The sequence below is a fragment of the Flavobacterium sp. FlaQc-49 genome, assembly GCF_044005985.1.
GTDB classification, from domain to species: domain Bacteria; phylum Bacteroidota; class Bacteroidia; order Flavobacteriales; family Flavobacteriaceae; genus Flavobacterium; species Flavobacterium cupriresistens.
Genome location: NZ_JBIPCS010000015.1, coordinates 86,824 through 110,764 on the forward strand (window position 1 = coordinate 86,824; position 23,941 = coordinate 110,764).

General features: G+C 39.3%; 8 protein-coding genes and 1 pseudogene. 2 read left to right on the forward strand and 7 right to left on the reverse strand.

Annotated features, from left to right (window positions below):
- Positions 1-36 precede the first annotated feature (36 nt).
- From ACHRV3_RS21245 to ACHRV3_RS21265, 5 genes and pseudogenes are all read right to left on the reverse strand, one after another.
- Positions 37-13,302: a PKD domain-containing protein gene (locus ACHRV3_RS21245; protein WP_395442790.1), complete on the reverse strand. Its 13,266-nt coding sequence runs from the start codon at positions 13,300-13,302 to the stop codon at positions 37-39.
- Positions 13,303-13,499: 197 nt separating this feature from the next.
- Positions 13,500-13,925, reverse strand: coding sequence for a hypothetical protein (locus ACHRV3_RS21250; protein ID WP_053004322.1), 426 nt, complete (start codon positions 13,923-13,925; stop codon positions 13,500-13,502).
- A gap of 60 nt (positions 13,926-13,985) precedes the next feature.
- Positions 13,986-14,957 (reverse strand): transporter, encoded by a 972-nt coding sequence (locus ACHRV3_RS21255; RefSeq protein ID WP_230002868.1) that lies wholly within the window; start codon positions 14,955-14,957, stop codon positions 13,986-13,988.
- A gap of 868 nt (positions 14,958-15,825) precedes the next feature.
- Positions 15,826-17,340: pseudogene (locus ACHRV3_RS21260) on the reverse strand (arylsulfatase); the annotation flags it as partial.
- A gap of 42 nt (positions 17,341-17,382) precedes the next feature.
- Positions 17,383-19,755 (reverse strand): arylsulfatase, encoded by a 2,373-nt coding sequence (locus ACHRV3_RS21265; protein WP_395435556.1) that lies wholly within the window; start codon positions 19,753-19,755, stop codon positions 17,383-17,385.
- A gap of 784 nt (positions 19,756-20,539) precedes the next feature.
- Here ACHRV3_RS21265 and ACHRV3_RS21270 point away from each other — a divergent pair.
- On the forward strand, positions 20,540-20,737 hold the full coding sequence (locus tag ACHRV3_RS21270; protein ID WP_395435557.1) for a hypothetical protein: 198 nt from the start codon (positions 20,540-20,542) through the stop codon (positions 20,735-20,737).
- Positions 20,738-20,877: 140 nt separating this feature from the next.
- On the opposite strand, the gene ACHRV3_RS21275 is transcribed toward ACHRV3_RS21270, so the two are convergent.
- Positions 20,878-21,426: a YbhB/YbcL family Raf kinase inhibitor-like protein gene (locus tag ACHRV3_RS21275; RefSeq protein WP_047778670.1), complete on the reverse strand. Its 549-nt coding sequence runs from the start codon at positions 21,424-21,426 to the stop codon at positions 20,878-20,880.
- 88 nt (positions 21,427-21,514) lie between these two features.
- Positions 21,515-22,351 (reverse strand): helix-turn-helix domain-containing protein, encoded by an 837-nt coding sequence (locus ACHRV3_RS21280; protein WP_395435558.1) that lies wholly within the window; start codon positions 22,349-22,351, stop codon positions 21,515-21,517.
- 570 nt (positions 22,352-22,921) lie between these two features.
- On the opposite strand from ACHRV3_RS21280, the gene ACHRV3_RS21285 reads away from it, so the two are divergent.
- Positions 22,922-23,761, forward strand: a complete 840-nt coding sequence (locus ACHRV3_RS21285) for an alpha/beta fold hydrolase (RefSeq protein ID WP_395435559.1) — start codon at positions 22,922-22,924, stop codon at positions 23,759-23,761.
- Positions 23,762-23,941: the final 180 nt, after the last annotated feature.

Sequence of the window (23,941 nt, forward strand, 5' to 3'; positions counted from 1 at the left end):
TGTTATTAGCAATTTACTATTCCGTTTACTTACTACTTATCGTTTTAAATACAACCAGCCTGATGTTTTTGGCGTTCCGTCTCCCAGATCCAAAATATAGAAATAGGTTCCGACCGGTAGTAATTTTGAAGATCCGTCGGCAGTTCCGTCCCAGGTATTTTTATATCCCTGTTGTGTATAAATCAAATTCCCCCATCTATTGTAAATTTCGAGTACATTGTTAGGATAGTTGGCAATACAATCTATATAGAATACATCGTTGACACCATCGTCATTAGGAGAAAACTCATTGTGGATTTTTAAACAGGCCGGTTCAATCGTAGCACTGCTTTGATTGTTGGAAGCATTCGTATCTATTTGATCTAAGGCTATTAATTTTGCCGTGTTTAAATAGTCTTTAACGTCACGTACTTTTACTTTTAAGGTTAAAGTCTGAACTGAATTAACATCAACAGCAGGTATTTTCCAGATTCCGGTTCCGGCATCAAAAGTTCCTGAACTTGTTGACGACGATACAAATTGATAGCCTGTAGGTAAAATATCCTGTACTTCTAGATTTGTTGCTTTTAGACTTCCAATGTTATCTGCTGTAATTGTAAAATTGATTAACGCATCAATTGGAGGATCTGTTGCATCGACTGTTTTTATAATCGCGATATCGGTTTTTGGCGATTCAATAAAGGCATTGTCTTCATCGTCTTCGCTTTGATCTCCGTCGTCATTATCAGGTGTACTGTTTGGATCAAATTGATCACTGGCTGTAACCTGTGCTGTATTTACATAATCGGAATCTTTTAGACCATTTGGTGTTTCAACTGTTGCTTGAAACGTTAAAGTCAAGCCACTCAGTGGAATTTGCAAATTAGACCAGGTGATTCTAAATCCGCTGTAGATACCTCCACCGGTGATATTAGTAATGTTACTGTACCCTATTGGCAGTAAATCTTCGACAGCAACGCCGGTTGCCACTACCGGACCTGCATTATTAACCTGAACTGTAAAGGTTACAACTTCATTAACATTCGCTTTTACATTACTAACCGTTTTTTCTAAACTCAGATTCGCCAATTGTACATCTACCAGAATGCTGTCATAATCGTCTTCTGTTGTAACACCATTATTCGGTGTACTATCAGGATCCGGTAACGCGCTTGCTGTAACTTCTGTGATGTTTAAATATTCGTTTGCAGCTCCTGTCGCAGGTTTAACGGTAGCATTAATTAATAAAATCTGTTCGTTGCCATTGAGAATTGATCCTACATTCCATCTTCCGTCTGCGAAGGTGTAGGTTCCGCTTGTTGCACTGTGCATCATATAAGCAAATCCGGAAGGAAGCAGGTCTTTTACTTCAACGCCTATCGCATTTCCTGGTCCGTCATTTTTGACTTTAACCTGGAACGTAACGATATCACCCACATTTGGTTTTTGATTTCCGATAATTGTTTTTTCTATAGATAAATCTGCCATAACAATAATTGGCGTTACCGATATACTGTCGTAATCGTCTTCTGTCGTGATACCATTATTTGGTGTACTGTCAGGGTCAAAATCGTCTGCTGCTGTAACTTCTGTAATGTTCAAGTATTCATTAACTGTACCTGTCGGAGCATTAACCAAAACATTTATCAGCAAGGTTTGACTACTGTTTGGAAGTACAATTCCCGGATTCCAAATACCTGTCGTTCTATTGTACGAACCGGAACTTGCATTGTAGAAAACAAAGGTATACCCAGCAGGTAACAGGTCTTTTACTTCAACACCCGTAGCAATGTTTGGTCCTGAATTCATCAATGTAATTTGGAATGTAATCTGAGAGCCTACTAAAGGAGTCAGCATATCATCTACTACCAATTTTTCAAGTGACAAATCGGCAATAGTATTAACCGGAGTCAAAATTACAGAACTTATATCGTCTTCTGTTACCACTCCATTGTTTGGCGTACTGTTAGGATCCGGCAAATCTGAAGAAAATACTTCAGCTGTATTGCGGTAGTCTCCTGTAATATTTACGATTGCAGTTATCAATAAAGTTTCTGAAGCTCCATTGGCAATTGCTCCAACATCCCAGATTCCGGTTACTTCGTCATAAACACCAGCAGTAGAACTAAATACAACATAGGTATAACCGCTCGGTAACTTGTCTGTCACTTGTACTTTTCCAGCCCCTTGTGGTCCTTTATTGTTTACGGTAATCTGAAAGGTTACTGAGGTTCCATATGCCGGACTGGTATTACCGCCTATCAATGTTTTGGTCAATGCTAAATCGGCAGCTAAGCTAGTTGGCGTTACCGTTACGCTTCCGTAATCATCTTCTGTTGTAACTCCATTATTTGGTGTACTATCCGGATCCGGTAAGCTGCTGGCCGTAACCTCAGCGATGTTGAGGTAATCTCCTGTTGCATTTACTGTTCCGCTTACTGTTAAGGTTTCGGATTTTCCGTTTATTAAGCCTCCAACATTCCAGATTCCTGTAGTCGCATCGTATGTTCCTGTTGAAATACTCGAACGCGTATAAGTAAATCCAGTTGGAAGTTTATCCCCTACCTGAACTCCCGTTACATCTTGTGGACCACTATTGGTTACTATTACTTCAAAAGTAACCTCTGAACCAACTAGTGCTGTTGTATTTCCTCCAACTATGGTTTTAGTCAACGATAAATCGGCAGCTAGACTAGTTGGCGTTACCGTTACACTTCCGTAATCGTCTTCTGTTGCGTCACCATTATTTGGTGTACTATCAGGATCCGGTAAACTACTTGCCGTAACTTCGGCAATGTTTGCATAATCCCCTGTTGCATTTACGGTTCCACTTACTGTTAAGGTTTCTGATTTTCCGTTTATTAAGCCTCCGACATTCCAAATTCCCGTACTTGCATCGTATGTTCCTGTTGAAATACTGGAACGCGTATAAGTAAATCCAGTTGGAAGTTTATCCCCTACCTGAACTCCCGTAACATCTTGTGGACCACTATTGGTTACTATTACTTCAAAAGTAACTTCTGAACCAACTAACGCTGTGGTATTTCCTCCTACAATTGTTTTGGTCAACGATAAATCGGCAGCTAAATTAGTTGGTATTACAGTTACGCTTCCGTAATCATCTTCTGTTGCATCACCATTATTTGGTGTACTGTCAGGATCCGGTAAACTACTTGCGGCAACTTCAGCAATATTAAGGTAATCCCCTGTTGCATTTACTGTTCCGCTTACCGTTAAGGTTTCTGATTTGCCGTTTATTAAGCCTCCAACATTCCAAATTCCGGTAGTCGCATCGTATGTTCCTGTAGAAATACTCGAACGCGTATAAGTAAATCCAGTTGGAAGTTTATCCCCTACCTGAACTCCCGTTACATCTTGTGGACCACTATTGGTCACTATTACTTCAAAAGTAACTTCTGAACCAACCAGTGCTGTGGTATTTCCTCCAACTATGGTTTTAGTCAACGATAAATCGGCAGCTAAACTTGTTGGTGTTACCGTTACACTTCCGTAATCGTCTTCTGTTGCGTCACCATTATTTGGTGTACTATCAGGATCCGGTAAACTGCTTGCGGTAACCTCAGCTATGTTGAGATAATCACCCGTTGCATTTACTGTTCCGCTTACTGTTAAGGTTTCTGATTTTCCGTTTATTAAGCCTCCGACATTCCAAATTCCCGTAGTGGCGTCATATGTTCCTGTTGAAATACTCGAACGCGTATAAGTAAATCCGGTTGGAAGTTTATCCGTTACCTGAACTCCCGTCACATCTTGTGGACCACTATTCGTTACTATTACTTCAAAAGTAACTTCTGAACCAACTAGTGCTGTTGTATTTCCTCCAACAATTGTTTTGGTTAACGATAAATCGGCAGCTAAACTAGTTGGCGTTACCGTCACGCTTCCGTAATCGTCTTCTGTTGCGTCACCATTATTTGGTGTACTGTCTGGATCCGGCAAACTGCTCGCGGTAACTTCAGCAATGTTTGCATAATCTCCTGTCGCATTTACTGTTCCGCTTACCGTTAAGGTTTCGGATTTGCCGTTTATTAAGCCTCCCACATTCCAGATTCCGGTAGTCGCATCGTATGTTCCTGTTGAAATACTGGAACGCGTATAGGTAAATCCGGTTGGAAGTTTATCCCCTAACTGAACTCCCGTTACATCTTGTGGACCACTATTAGTTACTATCACTTCAAAAGTAACTTCTGAACCAACCAATGCTGTTGTATTTCCTCCAACAATCGTTTTGGTCAACGATAAATCGGCAACACCTGAAACCGGTGTTACGACAACATTTGCATAATCATCTTCTGTTATATCACCGTTATTTGGTGTACTATCAGGATCTGGTAAGCTGCTGGCGGTAACTTCGGCAACATTAGTATAATTGCCTGTTGCATCTACGGTTGCTGTTATAGTTAAAGTTTGCGATTGTCCATTTGGTAATCCTCCAACATTCCATACTCCGTTACCGGCATTATATGTCCCTGCAGAAGGAGTTGCGCTACCAAAAGTGTAACCTGTAGGAAGCGATTCCGTAACCTGAACTCCTGTTGCATCCTGAGGCCCACTATTGGTTACCACTATTTCAAAAGAAATCTGCGAACCAAATAATGGCGAAGTATTTCCTCCTACAATTGTTTTGGCTAAAGATAAATCGGCCATTGCAGCAACCGGAATTATAGTAACACTTCCGTAATCGTCTTCTGTTACAACTCCGTTATTCGGTGTACTGTCGGGATCAGGCAAACTGCTTGCGGTTACTTCTGCGATATTAAGGTAATCCCCTGTTGCATTTACCGTTGCCGTAATTACTAATGTTTCCGATTGTCCGTTTGGCAGACCACCTATGTTCCAGAATCCGGTAGTCGCATCATAAGTCCCTGCTGAAGGGGTTGCATTGGCATAAGTATAACCAGTAGGAAGTTTATCCGTTACCTGAACTCCGGTCACATCTTGTGGACCTCCATTGGTCACTATTACTTCGAATGAAATTTGTGAGCCAACTAATGGTGTTGTGTTCCCTCCTACAATTGTTTTAGTTAAAGAAAGATCAGCAACCGTAGCAATTGGCGTTATCGTAACACTTCCATAATCATCTTCTGTTACGTCACCATTATTTGGTGTACTGTCGGGATCCGGTAAACTACTTGCCGTCACTTCAGCGATATTAAGGTAATCCCCTGTTGCGTTTACGATTGCTGTTATCGTTAAAGTTTGCGATTGTCCGTTTGGCAAACCTCCTATATTCCATAATCCGTTGGTAGGATTATAAGTACCTGCCGAAAGAGTTGAACTGACATACGTATAACCGGTAGGAAGTTTATCAACAACCTGAACTCCGCTTGTGTCCTGAGGTCCGTCATTGGTCACTATTACTTCGAATGAAATTTGTGAGCCCACTAATGGCGTTGTATTTCCTCCGACAATTGTTTTGGTTAAAGAAAGATCGGCAACCGTAGCAATTGGCGTTATTGTAACACTTCCATAATCGTCTTCTGTTACAACTCCGTTATTTGGTGTACTATCAGGATCCGGCAAATCACTTGCGGTAACTTCAGCAATATTAAGATAATCCCCTGTAGCATTTACGGTTGCGGTAATTACTAATGTTTCTGATTCTCCTTTTGGCAATCCACCAATATCCCAAACTCCGCTACTGGCATCATAAGTACCTGCTGAGGTATTCGAAATCGCATACGTATAACCCGTCGGAAGTTTATCGGTAACCTGAACTCCGGTCGCATCTTGCGGGCCTCCGTTGGTTACTATTACTTCGAATGAAATTTGTGAACCTACTAATGGTGTTGTATTTCCTCCGACAATTGTTTTGGTTAAAGACAGGTCGGCGGCAAGTGAAACTGGTGCCACAATTGCGGTGTCATAATCATCTTCTGTTGTTACGCCATTATTTGGTGTACTATCAATATCAGGCTGATCACATGCTGTTACTTCCGCAATGTTAAGATAATCGCCTGTAGCATTTACATTTACCGTCAATAGTAAAATTTCTGTTGTTCCGGGATTAACTACTCCAACATCCCAAACTCCTGTAGTATCATTGTAAGTACCGGAAGTCGAGCTAAATAAAACATAACTATATCCTGTTGGAATTTTGTCTTTTACCTGAACACCGGTAGCCGTATTTAGACTGCTATTGTTAACTCTGATTTCAAAAGAAATCTGAGAGCCTACCAGTGGCGTTAAAGTATTATTCACTACTGTTTTGGTTAAGGACAAATCTACCATATTAGGCAAAATGGTGATCGTTGCGGCAGATTCATCATCTTCGCTTTGATCTCCATCATCATTATTTGGTGTACTGTCGGGATCCGGAAGATCACTCTTGGTAACCTCAGCAGTATTTACATAAGTCCCTGTTGCATTTGCTGTTGCATCAAAAGTAAGATTCAAAGCTCCGCCATTCGCTAAGCTTAAATTTTGCCAAAGCAAAGTACTGCTGGCGGCATCATAAGTACCTCCATTTGATACGGATCCTGAAACCAGTGTATACCCATTTGGAAGGTAATCTTTAATGTCAACTCCCGTCGCATTTCCTGGTCCTTTGTTAGTAAGAGCCAAGGTAAAGGTTACCACTCCACCTACTGTCACACTTGTTGGAGCGACTGTTTTTTCTAATTCTAAATCAGCATTTTGCAAGGTAACTGTCGCATCATCCTGATCGTCTTCTGTAGTAACATTATTATTTGGTGTACTGTCAGGATCATTTTGATCGGATGTTATCACTTGTGCTGTATTTTGATATCCATTTGCAACAGCGGTTGCTTTTACGGCTGCTGTAATCGTTAAGGTGGAGGAATTTCCATTGTTTAAAGTTCCGATAGTCCAGATTCCTGTAGCATCATTGTAAGCTCCAGCTCCCGTATCACTCACATAAGTATACCCAACAGGCAGTTGATCCTTAACCGAAACATTAGTTGCATTATTTGGTCCGGAATTGGTTACTACTACCGTGAAAACCACATTATCTCCAATACTCACAATAGTTGGTACTACTGATTTTTGCAATGATAAATCGGCAGATTCTATGACAATCGTAGCATCATCCTGATCGTCCTCGGTTGGAATATTATTGTTTGGTGTACTGTCAGGATCGGGAAGATCACTCTTGGTAACTTCCGCTGTATTTACATAAGTTCCTGTTGCATTAACCGTTGCATCAAAAGTAAGATTCAATGCTCCTCCATTTGTGATACTTAAGTTTTGCCAAAGCAAAGTACTGCTGGCAGCATCGTAAGTACCTCCATTTGATGCAGATCCTGCAACCAGTGTGTAGCCATTTGGAAGATAATCTTTAATATCAACTCCAGTAGCATTCCCTGGTCCATTATTAGTAAGAGCTAATGTAAAGGTTACCACTCCTCCGGCTGTAGTACTAATTGGAGAAACCGTTTTTGCTAATTCTAAATCGGCCACTTGCAAGGTAACCGTAGCGTCATCCTGATCGTCTTCAGTCGGAACATTATTATTCGGTGTACTGTCCGGATCATTTTGATCGGATGTTATAACTTGTGCGGTATTTTGATAGCCATTTACGACAGTCGTTGTTTTTACGGTTGCTGTAATGGTTAAGGTGGCGGAATTTCCGTTATTTAAATTTCCGACAGTCCAGATTCCTGTAGCATCATTGTAAGCTCCTGCTCCGGTATCACTCACATACGTGTATCCAACAGGCAATTGATCTCTAACCGAAACATTGGTTGCATTATTTGGTCCGGAATTGGTCACTACTACTGTGAAAACCACATTATCACCAATACTTACAACAGTTGGTACTACCGTTTTTTGTAACGATAAATCGGCTGATTCTATGACAATCGTAGCATCATCCTGATCGTCCTCGGTTGGAATATTATTGTTTGGCGTACTATCAGGATCGGGAAGATCACTTTTGGTAACCTCAGCTGTATTTACATAAGTACCTGTTACATTAACCGTTGCATCAAAAGTAAGATTCAATGCTCCTCCATTCACTAAACTTAAATTTTGCCAAAGCAACGTACTGCTGGCGGCATCGTAAGTACCACCATTTGATACGGATCCTGAAACCAGCGTGTAGCCATTTGGAAGATAATCTTTAATCTCAACTCCTGTAGCATTCCCCGGTCCATTATTAGTAAGAGCCAAGGTAAAGGTTACCACTCCTCCGGCTGTAGTACTAGTCGGGGAAACCGTTTTTGCTAATTCTAAATCGGCAACTTGTAAAGTAACCGTAGCATCATCCTGATCGTCTTCGGTTGGAACATTATTATTCGGTGTACTGTCCGGATCAATTTGATCGGATGTTATAACTTGTGCTGTATTTTGATAACCGTTTATAACCGTCGTTACTTTTACGGTGGCTGTAATGGTTAAAGTGGCGGAATTTCCGTTATTTAAAGTTCCGACCGTCCAGATTCCTGTAGCATCATTGTAAGCTCCTGCTCCGGTATCACTTACATAAGTATATCCGACAGGCAATTGATCTCTAACCGAAACATTGGTTGCATTATTTGGACCTGAATTGGACACCACTACCGTGAAAACAACATTATCTCCAATACTTACCAATGTTGGCACTACTGATTTTTGCAAGGATAAATCTGCTGATTGTATTGAAATTGTAGCATCGTCCTGATCGTCTTCGGTCGGAATATTATTATTTGGTGTACTGTCTATATCAAATTGATTACAAGCCACAACCTCTGCCGAATTTAAATAAGTCCCTGTTGCATTTACTGTCGCTTTAAAAGTAAGATCTAAAAGTGCTCCTAGTGTAACATTCAGATTAGACCAGCTTATAGAAGAATCCCCTATATTATATACTCCCCCATTGCTAACAGAACCGGGAACTATGGTATACCCGTCAGGTAAAAGGTCTTTTACGCCTACACCTGTAGCATCTACGGTTCCTCCTGTACTAGGGTTATTAAAAACACTTATAATAAAAGTTACCTCGCTACCCACATTTACATTGTTTGGGGTAACTGATTTTATCAATTCCAAATCGGTGTTTGCAATTATAGTAATACTGACCTGATCCGTTGCAACAGCGCAAGGGCCGTTTGTAACACGCCACTCAAAAACGGTCGTCCCTACATCTAATCCAGACACCGCTGTTGTTGGAGAAGTTACATCGCTAAAAACCACCGAAGAAGTTCCTGAAACCTTAACCCATTGTCCTTGCCCAACTGTAGGCGGAGTTGCTCCCAACGTTACAGGAGCAAACTGAGGTAAAGTCTGATCAGGACCAGCATTGGCATTAATAGGTTGTTCGTAAATTTCAATACGCATTGTATCTGAAGAAGAGCAGCCGTCATTATTTGCTGTCGCTGCCGTCCAGGTAAACTCGTAAACCCCTGTTGTTAATCCAAAAACAAGAGTTGCTGGATCATTTGGTGACGCAATATTTGCCAAAGTTCCCAGAGTTTGCGTCCAGGTTCCTACACCTTGCGTCAGAGGAACTGCAGCCAGATTGGTCTGAGTCACTGCGCACAATTCCTTATCCGGTCCTGCATTTGCAATAGATGGAGGCACATCATTAAAAATAACAGAAACCTGATCTACAGAAGGCTGACATGTTGATGGATTGGTAAATGGTCCGTTTGTCACAGTCCAAGTTAATATGTAAGTTCCTAAAGTTGTAACATTTGATAAAGTTGTCTGTGGATTATTCGGGCTGTCAATAACCGCCTGTCCTCCTGACGGATCATCAGCCGGTATTGCAAAAGACCATCTTCCAATTCCTGCTGTAGGTGCAACGGCATTGGTTGTATAAGTTCGTTGACAAGCAACTGTATCGTCAGGACCTGCGTCGGCCAGACTTGGAGCCTGGAATACATTAATACGAACGATATCGGATAAATCTCTACAGCTTCCTCCTCCGCCCGGGCTTCCGTTTGAATTTTTAAATACCCATTTTAAGATGTATAATCCGGGTACTGTCAGACCCGTAACTTGTGTCCCGGGATCATTAATATCGGTAATATTAGCCACACTTGTGCCGGGTTGTAATACCCATTCCCATTCTGAAGTAGCTACGTCTATTGGTTTTGTGTTTCCATTTAAAGTTATTATGCCCCCAACATCGATCGTACAGATCGTTTGATCGGGGCCTGCATCCGGCTGAACACTTGCCCCGCTGTTTACGGTAACGGTTACAGTATCTGAATTTCCCGGACAAGTATTTCCTGATGTAAAACTATAGGTACTGGTAGTATAAGTAAAGACATAGGTATTTCCAGGAACCACTGTTGCATTGGCCACGTAACTGTTTGATGGTGATTGCGTAATAGTAACCCCTACCGGATTACCACTTGTTAAGGTCCAGGTTCCTGTGGAATTTTCTGATCCGATCAACTGTACACTTGATACATCACAATAGGTGGCATCAGATCCTGCCGAAGCCGGAGCTGCAACTTCTATAATAACATCATCAAATGATATCGGACATAAAAAGTTTTCCGTACTTGTTACCTTCCATCTAAAAACGTATTTTCCTTCTACCAGATTATTAATTACCGTATTAGGATCCATTGGATCAACAATCAAGGGTATGTTGGGTGCTCCTGCTAAAAGCGACCATTCACCCCCTTCAAAAAACTCATTATAAGAACTTCCTGCCATCGTTGCTGAAGTTCCATTGCAAATTTCCTGATCAGGACCTGCATTTGCAACTTGTGGTGGTACACCAAGTAAGATTCGAACATCGTCTGATGCTGTTGAACAAGAACCTGCAGTTACCGTCCAACGAAAAACATAAGGTCCACTGCTCTCAAATGTAAATACAGCATTTGGATCTGTTACATTACTAATTGTATAATCACCAAAACCGGAAACTCTTGACCATACCCCAACAGCCCCACTGGACAAAGTTGCAGCCATGGTTACGGTTGTACCACAAACACTTTGATCAGGACCGGCTCCTGCTGTTGCCGGATTTTCAGCAACGGTTACTTCTACTGAATCTGAAGAATTGCCGCAAGAACCACCGGTTAAAGTAATCGTCCAGATAAATTTATAAAAATTATCACCGGGAATTGTAACAGCTGTCTGAGGGTCATGATTATCGGCAAAAACTACTCCTGCGCTTGGATTAACAGTCCATGTACCCTGCTCACCAACTGCGGGTGTATTGGCATTTAAATTTATTGTGGTTGTATTAGTCGGATAACAAGCATCAGTACCCGCCATAGCCACAGTACCCGCCATATCTACAGAAGTTAATACCGATATGTCATCTGAAATTGGCGTACTACAACCACTTGTTCCCGGATGTAAATAACCTATGGTCCATCGCAATACATTTGTCCCTCCTGCCGTTAAAAAACCGGTTGCCATAGTAGTAGGATTACTTGAATCTGCAAAAACAATAACATCGGGGCCGGAAACCTGAGACCATATTCCATATTCTCCCGATGCGGGAATGCTACCATTCATAGTAAGCTGTGAATTTATACACGCCCCCTGATCCGGTCCTGCACTCACTGTTGAAAGTATACCGCTTGAAACATAAACAGTCACGTTATCAGTAGAAAAAGGACATCTGGAACCTCCTCCTTTTGTAATATATTGAAATTCATACGTTCCCGGAATTAAACCGGTCGCCATGGTATTCTGAGCCGTATGGTCTACTATATTGGCCTCGTTTGGACCACTTAATTGTGTCCAATAGCTAGTTCCTTCTGCCGTTGTACCAACTCCTTCCAAAGGTGCTGCTGTCATACCGCAATTTAAACTAACGTCTGATCCCGCATTTGAAGGTGTAGCCTGTGCAGATACGATAACCGCTATACTATCAAAACCATAATCACAGCCTACGGGTAAATTTCCATCTTCTGTTCTGGCAAATTGCAGTGAATAAGTACCCGGTACTGTTAAATCCGGCAAAGTCACACTGGTCTCTCCAATTTGTAAAGGAGCCGTCGGAAATGGACCAAGAGGAGAACCAATCGGACCATCTAAAATTCTATATCGATTATAGCCTGTTCCTGTTACAACTATAGGTATCGTAAATTGAGTTTGCTCACAATTTCCATAAAGATCTTCTCCACCATTTACGGAGATGGTTCGCGTCGACTCTTTATATTCTACCACATAATCTTTTGTAAAAACACAGCCTGTATTAGAGTTTGTTAAAGTGTATCGAAAAGTATAAGGATCTCCTGCATCCGAAATATTTGTCACTAAAGTTGTTGGACTTGCAGGCGATTGTATAGATCCCGGAGGCAATGTTGTACCACCAATTTGTGTCCATAAAACCGTTTCACCGGCATACAAAGGCGCCGGTGCAGAAAGTGTTACCTGATTAATGGTAGGATCACAAAAATAAATACGTTCTGTACCTCCCGGAAGTACGGTTACGTCTTGTGTAGCAGCTGGCACTGTAATAGTTACTTCGTCGCTGCCCGATGCACAAGGTCCTACAACTGTCCATCTTAAAACATAAGTTCCTTCCTGTAAATTAGAAACATTGGTTGAACTCGAATTTGGGTTTCCAATTATTGGTGTGTTGGGTCCACTGACAAAGGTCCAGGTTCCCATTTGACCATTTAATCCGCAACCTCCGAAAGAACCATTTAAATTCACATTTTGCGTAGTCGTATAACAATTCGTCAGCGTAATATCTGATCCTGCGCTAACTGGTGTAACCCCTCCATAATTGGTAACAGTTATGGAAGAAGAAGAGGAACAAAATTTTCCGGGTGAATATTCCGGTCCTGTAATTACCCAGGTCAATGTACTCACACCGCAACTCGTTGTTGGCAGTGTTAAAGTTGTAGTAGCCGACGTTGGAAAATTCATAACAACACCTGCATTATTTGCTCCCGTTATTTCCCAATGCCCGGTTTCTCCCGGGTTTTGAGGGGCATTCCCTGAAATAGCAATGCTTCCTGTGGAATTAGGACACGAAGCGATATTGGCTCCGGCATTGGCTACCGTAATTGGTACCACAATAACTGTTTTATCCTGAAAAGCCACAACACCGTCACCACAGATCGCCGAATAACGAAAAACATAGGTATTTCCACCGGTATATCCGGTTACTGTTGTAGTAGGTGAATTTGGAGATGTTATGGTAACAGACGGCCCGCCTATTTGTGTCCATTTTGCAGTACCAATAATTGGAGCCGGACTATTTCCTTGCAACATCATAGGATCTATGGCGCAAATAGTTTCATTGAGCACACCTGCATTAACCGTACAATTTTGAGCTTTTACGCTGATAAGATTGCCGAAAAATAAAATTAGGCTCCAAAAAATTATTCCTTTTCTGATAATTCTGTATCCAAAAAGTCTTGTTTGGTAATCTTGTTCCATATAGTATACTTATTTATAGTGGAAAAACTTTATTCAAACATTAATCAGATCATTCACAATTACAAAAATTGTAAACGTCTAACCTGGTAACATACATAAATTTAATTTTGACCTTAGTAATTCCTCATTGGGAATCAGAATTAATCCGGTATCAAAAAAAGAGTAGGTTTAAAAATTTGGGAAGTATTTCATGCTGTTTATTTCATGCCAAAAACGGTCACTTCTGCTTTGCCATTTAAAAATCCTTTGGTGTCATACCAAAAATGAATGGCTTTGATTTTGCGTTTGCCTCCGCGAAGATCAATTACTCTGCTTTCTCCTCCTTTGGCGATATTTTGTCTTAATTCGATATTTTCAGGTGCCCCGCTCTCATAATCTACGACCATTTTTTGCATGTTAAGCGGCGAATCTGTCACCTTAAGTTTTAATTTTCTAAAGGAATCCCGATGGGTCACATCAAGTTTGTCATGATCGGCATTGTGTGTAACCGATCTGCTGCCTATCACACGCCAGGAACCGACATTATTATTGTTTACCACATTATTATTTTTTCTTATCACTTTTTGAGCAGTTGTCAATTGAACTGCCAACAAAATCATACCTAAAACTAGTATCTTTTTCATAACATTTATTTTTTACTATTAATCACCTTGACTCAAGGTCAACATGTGGTTTCGATTTTTCTACTTCAATTTCTTCAAATTAACATAGGTAAAAACGGCTGTTATTTTAAACATATTGGCATCTACATTCGACGGATTCGAAAAAACGCCGGCATATGACATATTAATTCCCAAAGGGGGTATAATTTGATAACCAACTGTCGCACCACCGCCCAATGCATTTATTTTATTGTCTTGTTTAACTCCGTCGTATTCTAATGCTCCTCCGTATTGGTATCTCAAATCTGCGCCGGCCCAGAATTTTTCTGTAAAATTATGAGTCAAGTGATTTTCGATAGCAAACAGCGGTTTTTGTTTGGTTTCTCTCGCCCGGGTTATAAAAGTAGGATCACTATTGGTCGTATACATTTGCACCGATGGGTAAACCTCTAACCACGTCACTCTTTTGGGATCCTTACTCAGATGAATATTCATTGGAAATCCCAATTCAAACGTAAATCGGTTACTCCCCAGATTCATCGCTTTATTTCTATCATAAGAGCCGGAATACCAAGTTCTGAAATACCCCATCATCGAAAAAGTTTTATGCTGATACGCCACGTATTCTTTAACATTCAGTGCGGGTTGATTTATTAATCCGTATTTAAATCCGATAAAACCATCCGCAAAACCTCCGGAACTTACGTCAATTGTTGACGGCAAATTGAGATTACTTAATGCGGCAGCATTTAAAGTTCCTGAAACATTACCCGGTACTGCATTTAACATAATCTGAGCAAAATTCCCACCCAAATTAAAATTATGAATCAGGGTAACAGGAAAAGCATTAATGGTAAGGTCTGCTCCATTAACCAAAATATTAGCAGGGGTTATATTCTGGTTCAGATGCATCCATTTGGGTATTAAACCCGTTGCTCCTGTTGGTCCCCATAAAAGCATTCTCGCTCCGTCGCCTTGCGCAAAATTTTTGTTCGACAGTGTTACCAGTAAAACTAAAAATCCAAGTCTGATCTGTTTTATTACGATTTTCATTCTTTTATTTTTTTACGTATTTTATTGAGGTCTTACCGATTTTTCCGTTGAATGTAAAGGGTGCCTGATCAAAATAATCTAAAGAAACCGGAGAATCCAGATCCGTACCAATATCAAATGTTGCATTAGAAGTAAAATGAAGAGACATTGCGGCAGGAACAGTACCTTGCCCTACTGCAGAACCATTTACTTTAAGTGTTACATTCATCGCACCACCAATTTTATCCACCAATTTAGATTCAACTTCTATTTTAACTTTACCCGTTGGCAATTTATCTTTCGACTTCACTTTCGTGCGTTGTACTTCAAATAAATTAAACTCATAATTTAAGTATCCCTCTTTTACATAACAAGTTACTCCACCTGAAAAACCCGCAAGGGCATACAAAACGCCATTGGCATTTTCCGGAACTTCAACTTCTAAGGTTACTATATTGCTAACTTTTCCAAGTTTTGGAGCAGCCGATTCCGGCATTCCTTTTATTGGAGACTCAAAAGACCATTCTGTAAGTAGCGAAGCCGGCGCATCTTCAGGGTGATATAAGGCCGTGGACCACAATCCCCCGCCAATAGGCAAATTTTTATTTTTAGCTGATTCTGTTAAGAATAAAGCTTTCATAGATTCTAATTTTTTAGGCTCTTTTGTCGCCAAATCAACTGCCTGAGACCAATCTTCGTCTATATTATACAATTGCCAGGTATCTGTTAGTGGTGACCATTCTTTGATCCCTTTTGGAATTCCTCCTACCCACGGTTCTCTTGGTCCACGGGCACTTGCAAACCAACCATCTTGATAGATTCCACGACTGGCCATAATATCAAAAAACTGCGTATGATGGGTTCCGGGTGCTTTTGGATCGGTAAATGAGTAAACAATACTTACCCCGTCTAATCCATCTTGAGGAAATCCATTTACTACTTGTGGAGCCGGAATTTTATTAATTTCATAAATTGTTGGCACGATATCAACTACATGATGAAACTGTGGTCTTGGCGTACTATCATGTTTGATCCCTTTAGGCCACGAAATCGCCATCGGCTGACGAATCCCTCCAAAATAAGCTCCTTGTAATTTGGTTCCCTGATAGGGTGAACTGGTTGCCCAGGCCCAACCGGCATTAAACATATTATCTGTTTTTGGTCCGCCAAGCACCTCTAAGCCTCCTAGTTCATTTAAGGCAGCAATATGCTGTTCGATTTTGGTTGGAATTCCGTTTTGTGCTAATTGTTCACTAATTGTACCATTAAGTCCTTCTGAAGAGGAACCGTTATCCCCCCATATGTAAATAATAATGGTATTGTCCAATTCTCCAAGTTTTTCAATTTCGTCAATAACCCTGCCTGCGTTATAATCTGCATGTTCTGCAAATCCGGCCCATAACTCCATCAATCGACGTTGAAATGGTTTTTCTGCCTCCGGTATACTTGCCCAAGAAGCCATAGACGTTGCGCGTGGAGTGAGCAGCGTATTTTGTGGAATCCAGCCGTTTTCTTTTTGACGTTTGAACACTCTTTCTCTGTAAGCATCCCAACCGTCATCAAATTTACCTTTGTATTTGTCTGCCCATTCTTTCATAACATGATGAGGTCCATGAGCTGCTCCCGGTGCCCAATACAAAAAGAACGGTTTCTCCGGAGCATATGCTTTTTGCTCTTGCAACCAATGAATAGCGTCATCAGCAATGTCTTCTGATAAATGATAATAATTATGTCCTCCGGATGTTTTCGGATGCTCGACATAAGAAGTATTTCTAACCAAAGTTGGCTCGTATTGTGAAGCTTCTCCCGCAAGAAAACCATAAAAATATTCAAATCCATAACCTGTTGGCCAATAATCAAAAGGGCCTTTTGATGTAATCTGCTCTTCCGGAGTATTATGCCATTTCCCAAAAGCGGCTGTATTATATCCATAGTCTTTTAAAACTTCTGCCATTGTCGCCGAACTTTTCGGAATTGTACCACTAAAACCATCAAAATCATTTGCAATAGCTGCAATCTGTCCGTTTCCTACACGAGTATGATTACGTCCCGTGAGCAAAGAAGCACGGGTTGGTGAACACATGGCCGTAGAATGAAAACGATTGTACGAAATTCCTGTTTTTGCAACTCTGCTTAATGTAGGGGTATTTACTTCCCCTCCGTAGGTTGATGTTGCTCCCGGTCCTGCATCATCCATTAAAATAATTAAAATATTTGGTGCATCAGCCGGCAGATGTTTGGGCTCAACTCTTTTTTTATAGGTCGAAGTCTCAATGGTTACTCCAGCTTGAGATCCGGACGGAGCAGGAGGAAACGGAAGTACGTCTTGTGCATTCACAAAAGTGCAGCATAAAATTGTCAGACAAAATAAAAAAAACGGTTTAAATACTTCTTTAACTCTCATAGTCTGCAGTTTATATTTTAAACAGATATCCTTTTTTATTAATTATTTTATGAGATCCACCTTTACCGAATTTATTTTTCCATTAAACGCAAAAGGAGCTTTATCAAAATAGCGTAACGAAACCGGAGAACCCAAATCAGTACCCACATCAAAAGTTTCGTTGGCACTAAATGCTGCCGGAACCGTCATAGGTACTGTCCCACTAGCTGTTTCTGTACCGTCAATTTTCATGGTAACTGTTGCCGGCGCTAATGGTTTTGCAAGGACGGTTGTAATTTCGATAGTATGTTTTCCTGCTTTTAATTTTTCTTTAGATTCCAAAGTTGTTCTTTGTATAAGCATCATATTGTACTCATAAACCACTTTACCGTTTTCCATAAAGCAGGTCAGTCCTCCTCCGGCTCCTGCTAAAGCGTACAATACTCCGTTTGCATTTTCCTGAATATCAATATCAACAAGTACTTTATTACTCTTTTTACCTAAACCCGGTGCCGAGAACTCCGGCATTCTGGTACTGGTTTGACTAAAAGTCCAGCTTGTATTGGGAGACGTAATTACATCTTCCGGATGCAAACGCAACCAGATTCCGGCACCAATCGGGAAGTCTTTATTACTACCCGCCTGATCTAAAAATACTTTTTCCATCTCTTGCACTTTCTTCGGATTTTTAGCTGCTAAATCGTTGTGCTGTGTATAATCTTTCGTCAAATCATACAATTCCCAAACATCTTTTTTAGAATCCCATTCTGCTAATCCTTTTTGTGCCGGAATCCATGGATAAAGCGGTCCAAAAGTACAGGCGTACCAACCGTCTTTATAAATACCACGGCTACCATTGTTATCAAAAAACTGTGTTTTTGGAGCCGGTTTGGCTTTAGGATCATTAAAAGTATATTTCATACTGATTCCATCCAGAGGAATTTGGTCAAAACCATTTACCACTTTTGGAGGTGTAATACCTAGTACATCATACAATGTTGGCACTAAATCATTGACATGGTGAAATTGCGAACGAGGTGTTTTATCCGGTTTAATTCCTTTTGGCCAACTGATGATCAGCGGGTTTCGGGTTCCTCCGAAATGGGACGCTACCAATTTGGTATTTTTAAAAGGTGTATTTCCTGCCCAAGCCCATCCGGCATTGTACATATTATCAGTATGTGCGGTTCCTAATACATCCAGCCCGCCTAACTCTTTTAAAGTAGAAATTTGCTGTGCGATCGTATTCGGGATATTATTCTGAGCCAATAATTCGCTGATAGAGCCATTTTGACCTTCGGCACTACTACCGTTGTCTCCCCAGATATAAATAAAAATGGTATTTTCTTTTAAACCCATTTCATCAATCTTGTCATAAATACGACCTACCTGGCTGTCACAGTGCTCTACAAAACCGGCAAAAATCTCCATCAAACGAGCCTGAAAAGGTCTTTCGTTTTCCGGAATACTCGCCCAGGAAGCCATTTTTTCATTTCTTTCTGTGAGTTGTGCATCTTTTGGAATCCAACCCATCGCTTTCTGACGTTTAAAAACCCGTTCTCTGTAGGCATCCCAGCCATCATCGAATTTACCTTTGTATTTATCGGCCCATTCCTTAAAAATATGATGAGGTCCATGACCAGCACCAGGAGCAAAGTATAAAAAGAAAGGTTCGTCCTGTGCAAAAGCTTTACGATCTTCTAACCATTCGATCGCATTATCAGCCAAATCAACTGATAAGTGATAATTTTCTTTGTGTGGAGGTTCGATCGGCGTAAAATCATTGATCAATCGGGGTTCATATTGAGAGGTTTCGCCACCCAAAAACCCATAAAAATGCTGAAAACCATAATTAACCGGCCAGTAATCAAAAGGTCCCATTTTAGAGGTTTGATTCGCCGGAGTATTGTGCCATTTTCCAAAGGCTGAGGTTCTGTATCCGTAATTTTTTAATACCTCTGCTATTGTTGCTGCTTCTTTTGGAATAATTCCGGTATAACCGTCCCAATCTACTGCACGTTCGGCGATTGTACCGTTTCCAACGCGGGTGTGATTGCGACCTGTTAAAAGAGAAGCTCTTGTTGGCGAGCATATAGAGGTAGTATGAAACTCATTGTAGGCAATACCATTGTTGTATACTTTTGATAAGGTTGGTGTGTTTACTTCTCCTCCGAAAGTAGAAGGCAATCCAAAACCAACATCATCCATTAAAACAATTACAATATTGGGTGCATCTTTTGGTAAATGGCTTGGGTATTTTCTCCTTACGTGTTTGCTTTCTGCCAATGATTCTCCGGCTATACTTGCTGTAGGCGGTTCAGGAAATGGAAGAACACTGCCGTCAGAAGGTCTTACTTTAGGAGTTTGATTTTCCTGACAATGAATATTCAAACCAACAAAAACAAATGCAATGGAAAATAGTAATTTAATTTTCATATTCTATAATTTGGATTTTAGACCGATAAAAAATTTAAATCACTGACTTTAAAAAAAGGAGTTGTCTTCTTTCAAAAAATGACCATGTTTTTTTTACACCACTATTATCGTTAAAATTAAGTTATTTAACTTTTTTTTAGTTTTCATTTCTTTTTAAACAGGTTTCATTTTATAATATGAAACAAGAAAACAATACAAAGAGCCTGTATTTTTCCACATTTCTAAATAATGGCTCTACATTTTTGCCTTCTTTTTTCTTCTTAGCAGATAAAGCCCAAAAGCTCAATTCGGATTGAATTGAGCTTTTGGGCTTCCCTTTTTTTTATATTTTTTTTTAAATGGCTATTCGTTAAGACAAAAAATAATTTTACAAAATGCGTTTCAGTTATTATTTTTTAGAATCTATTTCCAGAGTTTAATCTTTTTTGTGTCTACTTTTCTCTCACTTGATACCCCTTTCCTGCTCTGAAAAATAAACCGGATTGCTCTTTTTCAATTCTTTATTTTTTGAAAGAAGATGTCCTTCAATTCAAAAATCGCAAGAACATTAAAACATAAGATGATTACATCCGTAAAACAATTTTATACGTATATCTATTATCTCATAAACATAACATTACTATCATATTCCTTTACTATCAGAATTAGAGTTTATTGTAGATGTGATATTCTTGTTATTATGTAATGGAACTGTGGTTTCAAAAAACATACAGAAATGAAATTCATTATCTCATTTGAAAATTTCTTTTAACCCCTTAAATATTAACAAATAGTGCAAAAAATTATGAAATGGTTTATTTACACTCTTTTAATTTCCGGATTGGGATTACTAACTTATGGTTTTATCTATCCAACTGAATACTTTTTGCATGTTTATATTCACAACACCAATTATATGATTAGTTATTTTTACTCTGCTTTGATTGTTCTAATTATAGGAAGTACCTTTTATATCGGAAAAATTAAAAACAAGCAAAACTAAACCAGCCTACATTAAAATTACAAAATGTTTTTTTTGAAGTAAACCCTGCAAAAATAATTTCTACAGGGTCTATATACAATATTCACTCATGATACAACCTCATCGTTGTATTTTTTATTCTATTAAAACAGAGTAATTTTCTATCTTTTGTAATAAGCCACAATACTGGCCTTTGCCAATGTCTGGTTCCAAAGATTGAACCCCACTATAGCTGGATTTGTATTTTCAGTAACGCCCAATTTATCAGTTTTTAAAGCATAAACAGTTAGTATATATTGATGAAATCCATGTCCTTCGGGTGGACATGCTCCTCCAAACCCTTTTATTCCATAATCGGTTATACTTTGAATAGCCTCTTTTGGTGCCAGATTAAGTTTTATGTTCCCGGCATTGGCTACCAATTCATTTACGTTTGCAGGAATATCAAATACGATCCAATGCCAAAACCCACTTCCTGTAGGCGCATCAGGATCGTACATCGTTATGGCAAAACTTTTGGTTCCTTCCGGAGCATTTTTCCAAAGTAATTGTGGCGATTGGTTACCACCGGAACAGCCAAATCCACTAAATTCTTGCTTTTTTGTAATTTCTCCTCCAAGGTCATTACTGGTTAGCGTAAATGTTTTTTGACCGAAAAGGGTAACGGAGAAAACTAACGATAGTACCAGAATCAAATTTGCTTTTTTCATTTTATTGCGATTTATAATTTTAAACAAATTTAAATCGCATAGCCGTTTAGAAATTATAGCATCCGGTTCAAAAACTGTTGCTAAAAGCTCAAATTTTCTGATGGTGTTTTGGTGTGACCCCGTATTTTGATTTGTAGGCTTGAATAAAGCTTGACAGGTTCTCATAACCGACTTCAAAATATATTTCAGACGAACTTCTTTGCTCCTGATTGAGCAAAGAATGTGCATATTCTAATCTTTTGTTTTGAAACCATTTACTAGGTGATTCGGAATACTGTTTTTCAAATTCCCTTTTAAAAGTAGAAATACTCATATCACATAAAAAAGCCAACTCGTTTAAAGTTAATTTACTCAACTGGTTGCTCTCTACAATACGAATAAATTTTTGCGTCGGAACACTATTGTTTAAAGTTAGTGACAGCATAAAATCTATTCCGCGTGTTTCTATCAGGTACAGCATGATTTCTTCAAACTTAACTTCTAATAATACCCGCTGTGTATTTTTTGAAAGCTTTGAAATATCCAATAAACTGTTGACAAATCCTTTTATAAACACATCATATTCAAAGGAAAAAACTGGTTTATAATCAGTCGGTTCAATGCTGTTTAGTTTAAATTTTCGTATAAATTTCAGCAAAACATCATTTGAAAAAAAAAGAAGTACACTTTTATAATTCTTGGTCTCAGAAAGTTTTTCTGTCATTAAACAATGACCTGATTTCATTATGAGGAACTTTGAATTAGTGATGGATAAAGACGAATTCTCCAAAATAATCTCTTTTGTGCCTTCTACTAAAAAGCTAAATATGTTCTGGTTCAAAATGATCTGCTGCTTCGAAATTTCCTGCGTACTGTTGTAATCGAAAACTTGTACCGATTGTGAAGATTCAGCCAGAAGCTCATCAGGAATTCTAATTATGTTCATTCTATTTTTATGAAATTTTATAAAAGGTAGTTACTTAAGCTTTTAGTCGTAATTCGAATAAATACGATTTACGGCATCTGTTTGCTTATTTTTTCAATAGCCAAATTACAAAAAAAGACCTTGTAAAAACACATTCGACAGCTACAAGCACTAAACTTTTACTTTCGGGTAATCGCAAATTCCGGTAGCTTAAAAAAGTAGTTGGTCGTTTCTCTGATTTATTTACAATTTGAAAATACTGTTTTACAATAAGTTAACTTTAAAGCACCAAAAAGTTTCATACTTTTAGCCTATTAAATCCGGAATTTCAGGAAACAGCAAAAACAGAACATCAAAAGTGATGCTTCTTTTTATCTTGAAATTCAATTGTTGCAAATTAAAAAGTTCGCAGAAAGCGGAAATTATCGCATTTCAAACAACGTCAAATTTGGTTTAACATTTGTCTGCTTAAATCATCATTAAACAAAGCAGAACCGTTTTTAATTGAAGATTTCTCTTTTTTACGCCAGGACATTCTTTAAAATCCGATTATAAATACGCTTCTTTTTTTTCCAATTTTAAATTATAAGTATGAAAAAAATTTATGAAACAGAGACTCGTTTTGCCGAAACAGGAGATCGAAAAATTGCGTATCGCTCCTACGGCAAAGGAAAAACAATACTTTTCATAAACCGTTTTAGAGGAACACTCGACACCTGGGATCCTTTATTTATAGCTGTAATGGCTAAAAAATTTAATGTAATCACTTTTGATTATTCCGGCATCGGCTCTTCAACAGGAACTTTGGCTCCTGATATAGCGCTTGTAGCCAAAGATGTAAAAGATCTGGCCGATGCGTTAAAATTGGGCACTATTATCGTTTTAGGATGGTCTTACGGTGGTTTGGTAGCGCAGGCAGCGACTTTATTATATCCAAATTTGGTCACACATTCTATTTTACTTGGAACAAATCCTCCCGGTAAAAACAAAGTCCCTCTTGAACCTGCTTTTTTAGATGTGGTGCTAAAACCGCTAAATGATTTTGAGGATGAAATCATTTTATTCTTCGAACCAAAATCAGAAACCAGTCGTGCTGCTGCAAAAGTATCGCACGACAGAATCCATAAAAAAATCGACATCGGAAAAATCCCCTCTACCATGGACGTCTTTCAACTCTATTTTTCAGGAGGTGACAGTTTTCGGGAAGATATTTTAAACCTGAGAGAACAGCTTAAAAAAACCAAAACTCCGATTTTAGTTATTTCCGGGGATCATGATATTAGTTTTGCGGTAGAAAACTGGTATCCCTTTATCAATCAAATGATCAACTCGCAATTAATCGTCTACTCTGAAACCGGTCACGCCCCCCAACATCAATATCCCGAACTGACGTCTAAATATATTATCAATTTCGTGAAATATACTTATTAGTTTTCAGTCGCAGTTTTCAGTCGCAACTTGAAACCTGAAACCTGAAACCTCAGACTAAAACCCCAAACTGTCAGGCTGAGCGAAGTCGAAGCCCTTTACAACTAACAAGCCTTCGACTTCGCTCAGGGTGACATAAATGCGTCTGAGAATGAAAACTGAACGCTAACAGATAAACATAGT

Excerpts from the sequence above, each read along its gene's own strand:
- ACHRV3_RS21265 (WP_395435556.1), bottom strand. The coding sequence starts at position 19,755 with ATGAAAATTAAATTACTATTTTCCATTGCATTTGTTTTTGTTGGTTTG.
- ACHRV3_RS21285 (WP_395435559.1), top strand. The coding sequence starts at position 22,922 with ATGAAAAAAATTTATGAAACAGAGACTCGTTTTGCCGAAACAGGAGAT.
- ACHRV3_RS21270 (WP_395435557.1), top strand. The coding sequence starts at position 20,540 with ATGAAATGGTTTATTTACACTCTTTTAATTTCCGGATTGGGATTACTA.
- ACHRV3_RS21280 (WP_395435558.1), bottom strand. The coding sequence starts at position 22,351 with ATGAACATAATTAGAATTCCTGATGAGCTTCTGGCTGAATCTTCACAA.
- ACHRV3_RS21245 (WP_395442790.1), bottom strand. The coding sequence starts at position 13,302 with ATGGAACAAGATTACCAAACAAGACTTTTTGGATACAGAATTATCAGA.
- ACHRV3_RS21255 (WP_230002868.1), bottom strand. The coding sequence starts at position 14,957 with ATGAAAATCGTAATAAAACAGATCAGACTTGGATTTTTAGTTTTACTG.
- ACHRV3_RS21250 (WP_053004322.1), bottom strand. The coding sequence starts at position 13,925 with ATGAAAAAGATACTAGTTTTAGGTATGATTTTGTTGGCAGTTCAATTG.
- ACHRV3_RS21275 (WP_047778670.1), bottom strand. The coding sequence starts at position 21,426 with ATGAAAAAAGCAAATTTGATTCTGGTACTATCGTTAGTTTTCTCCGTT.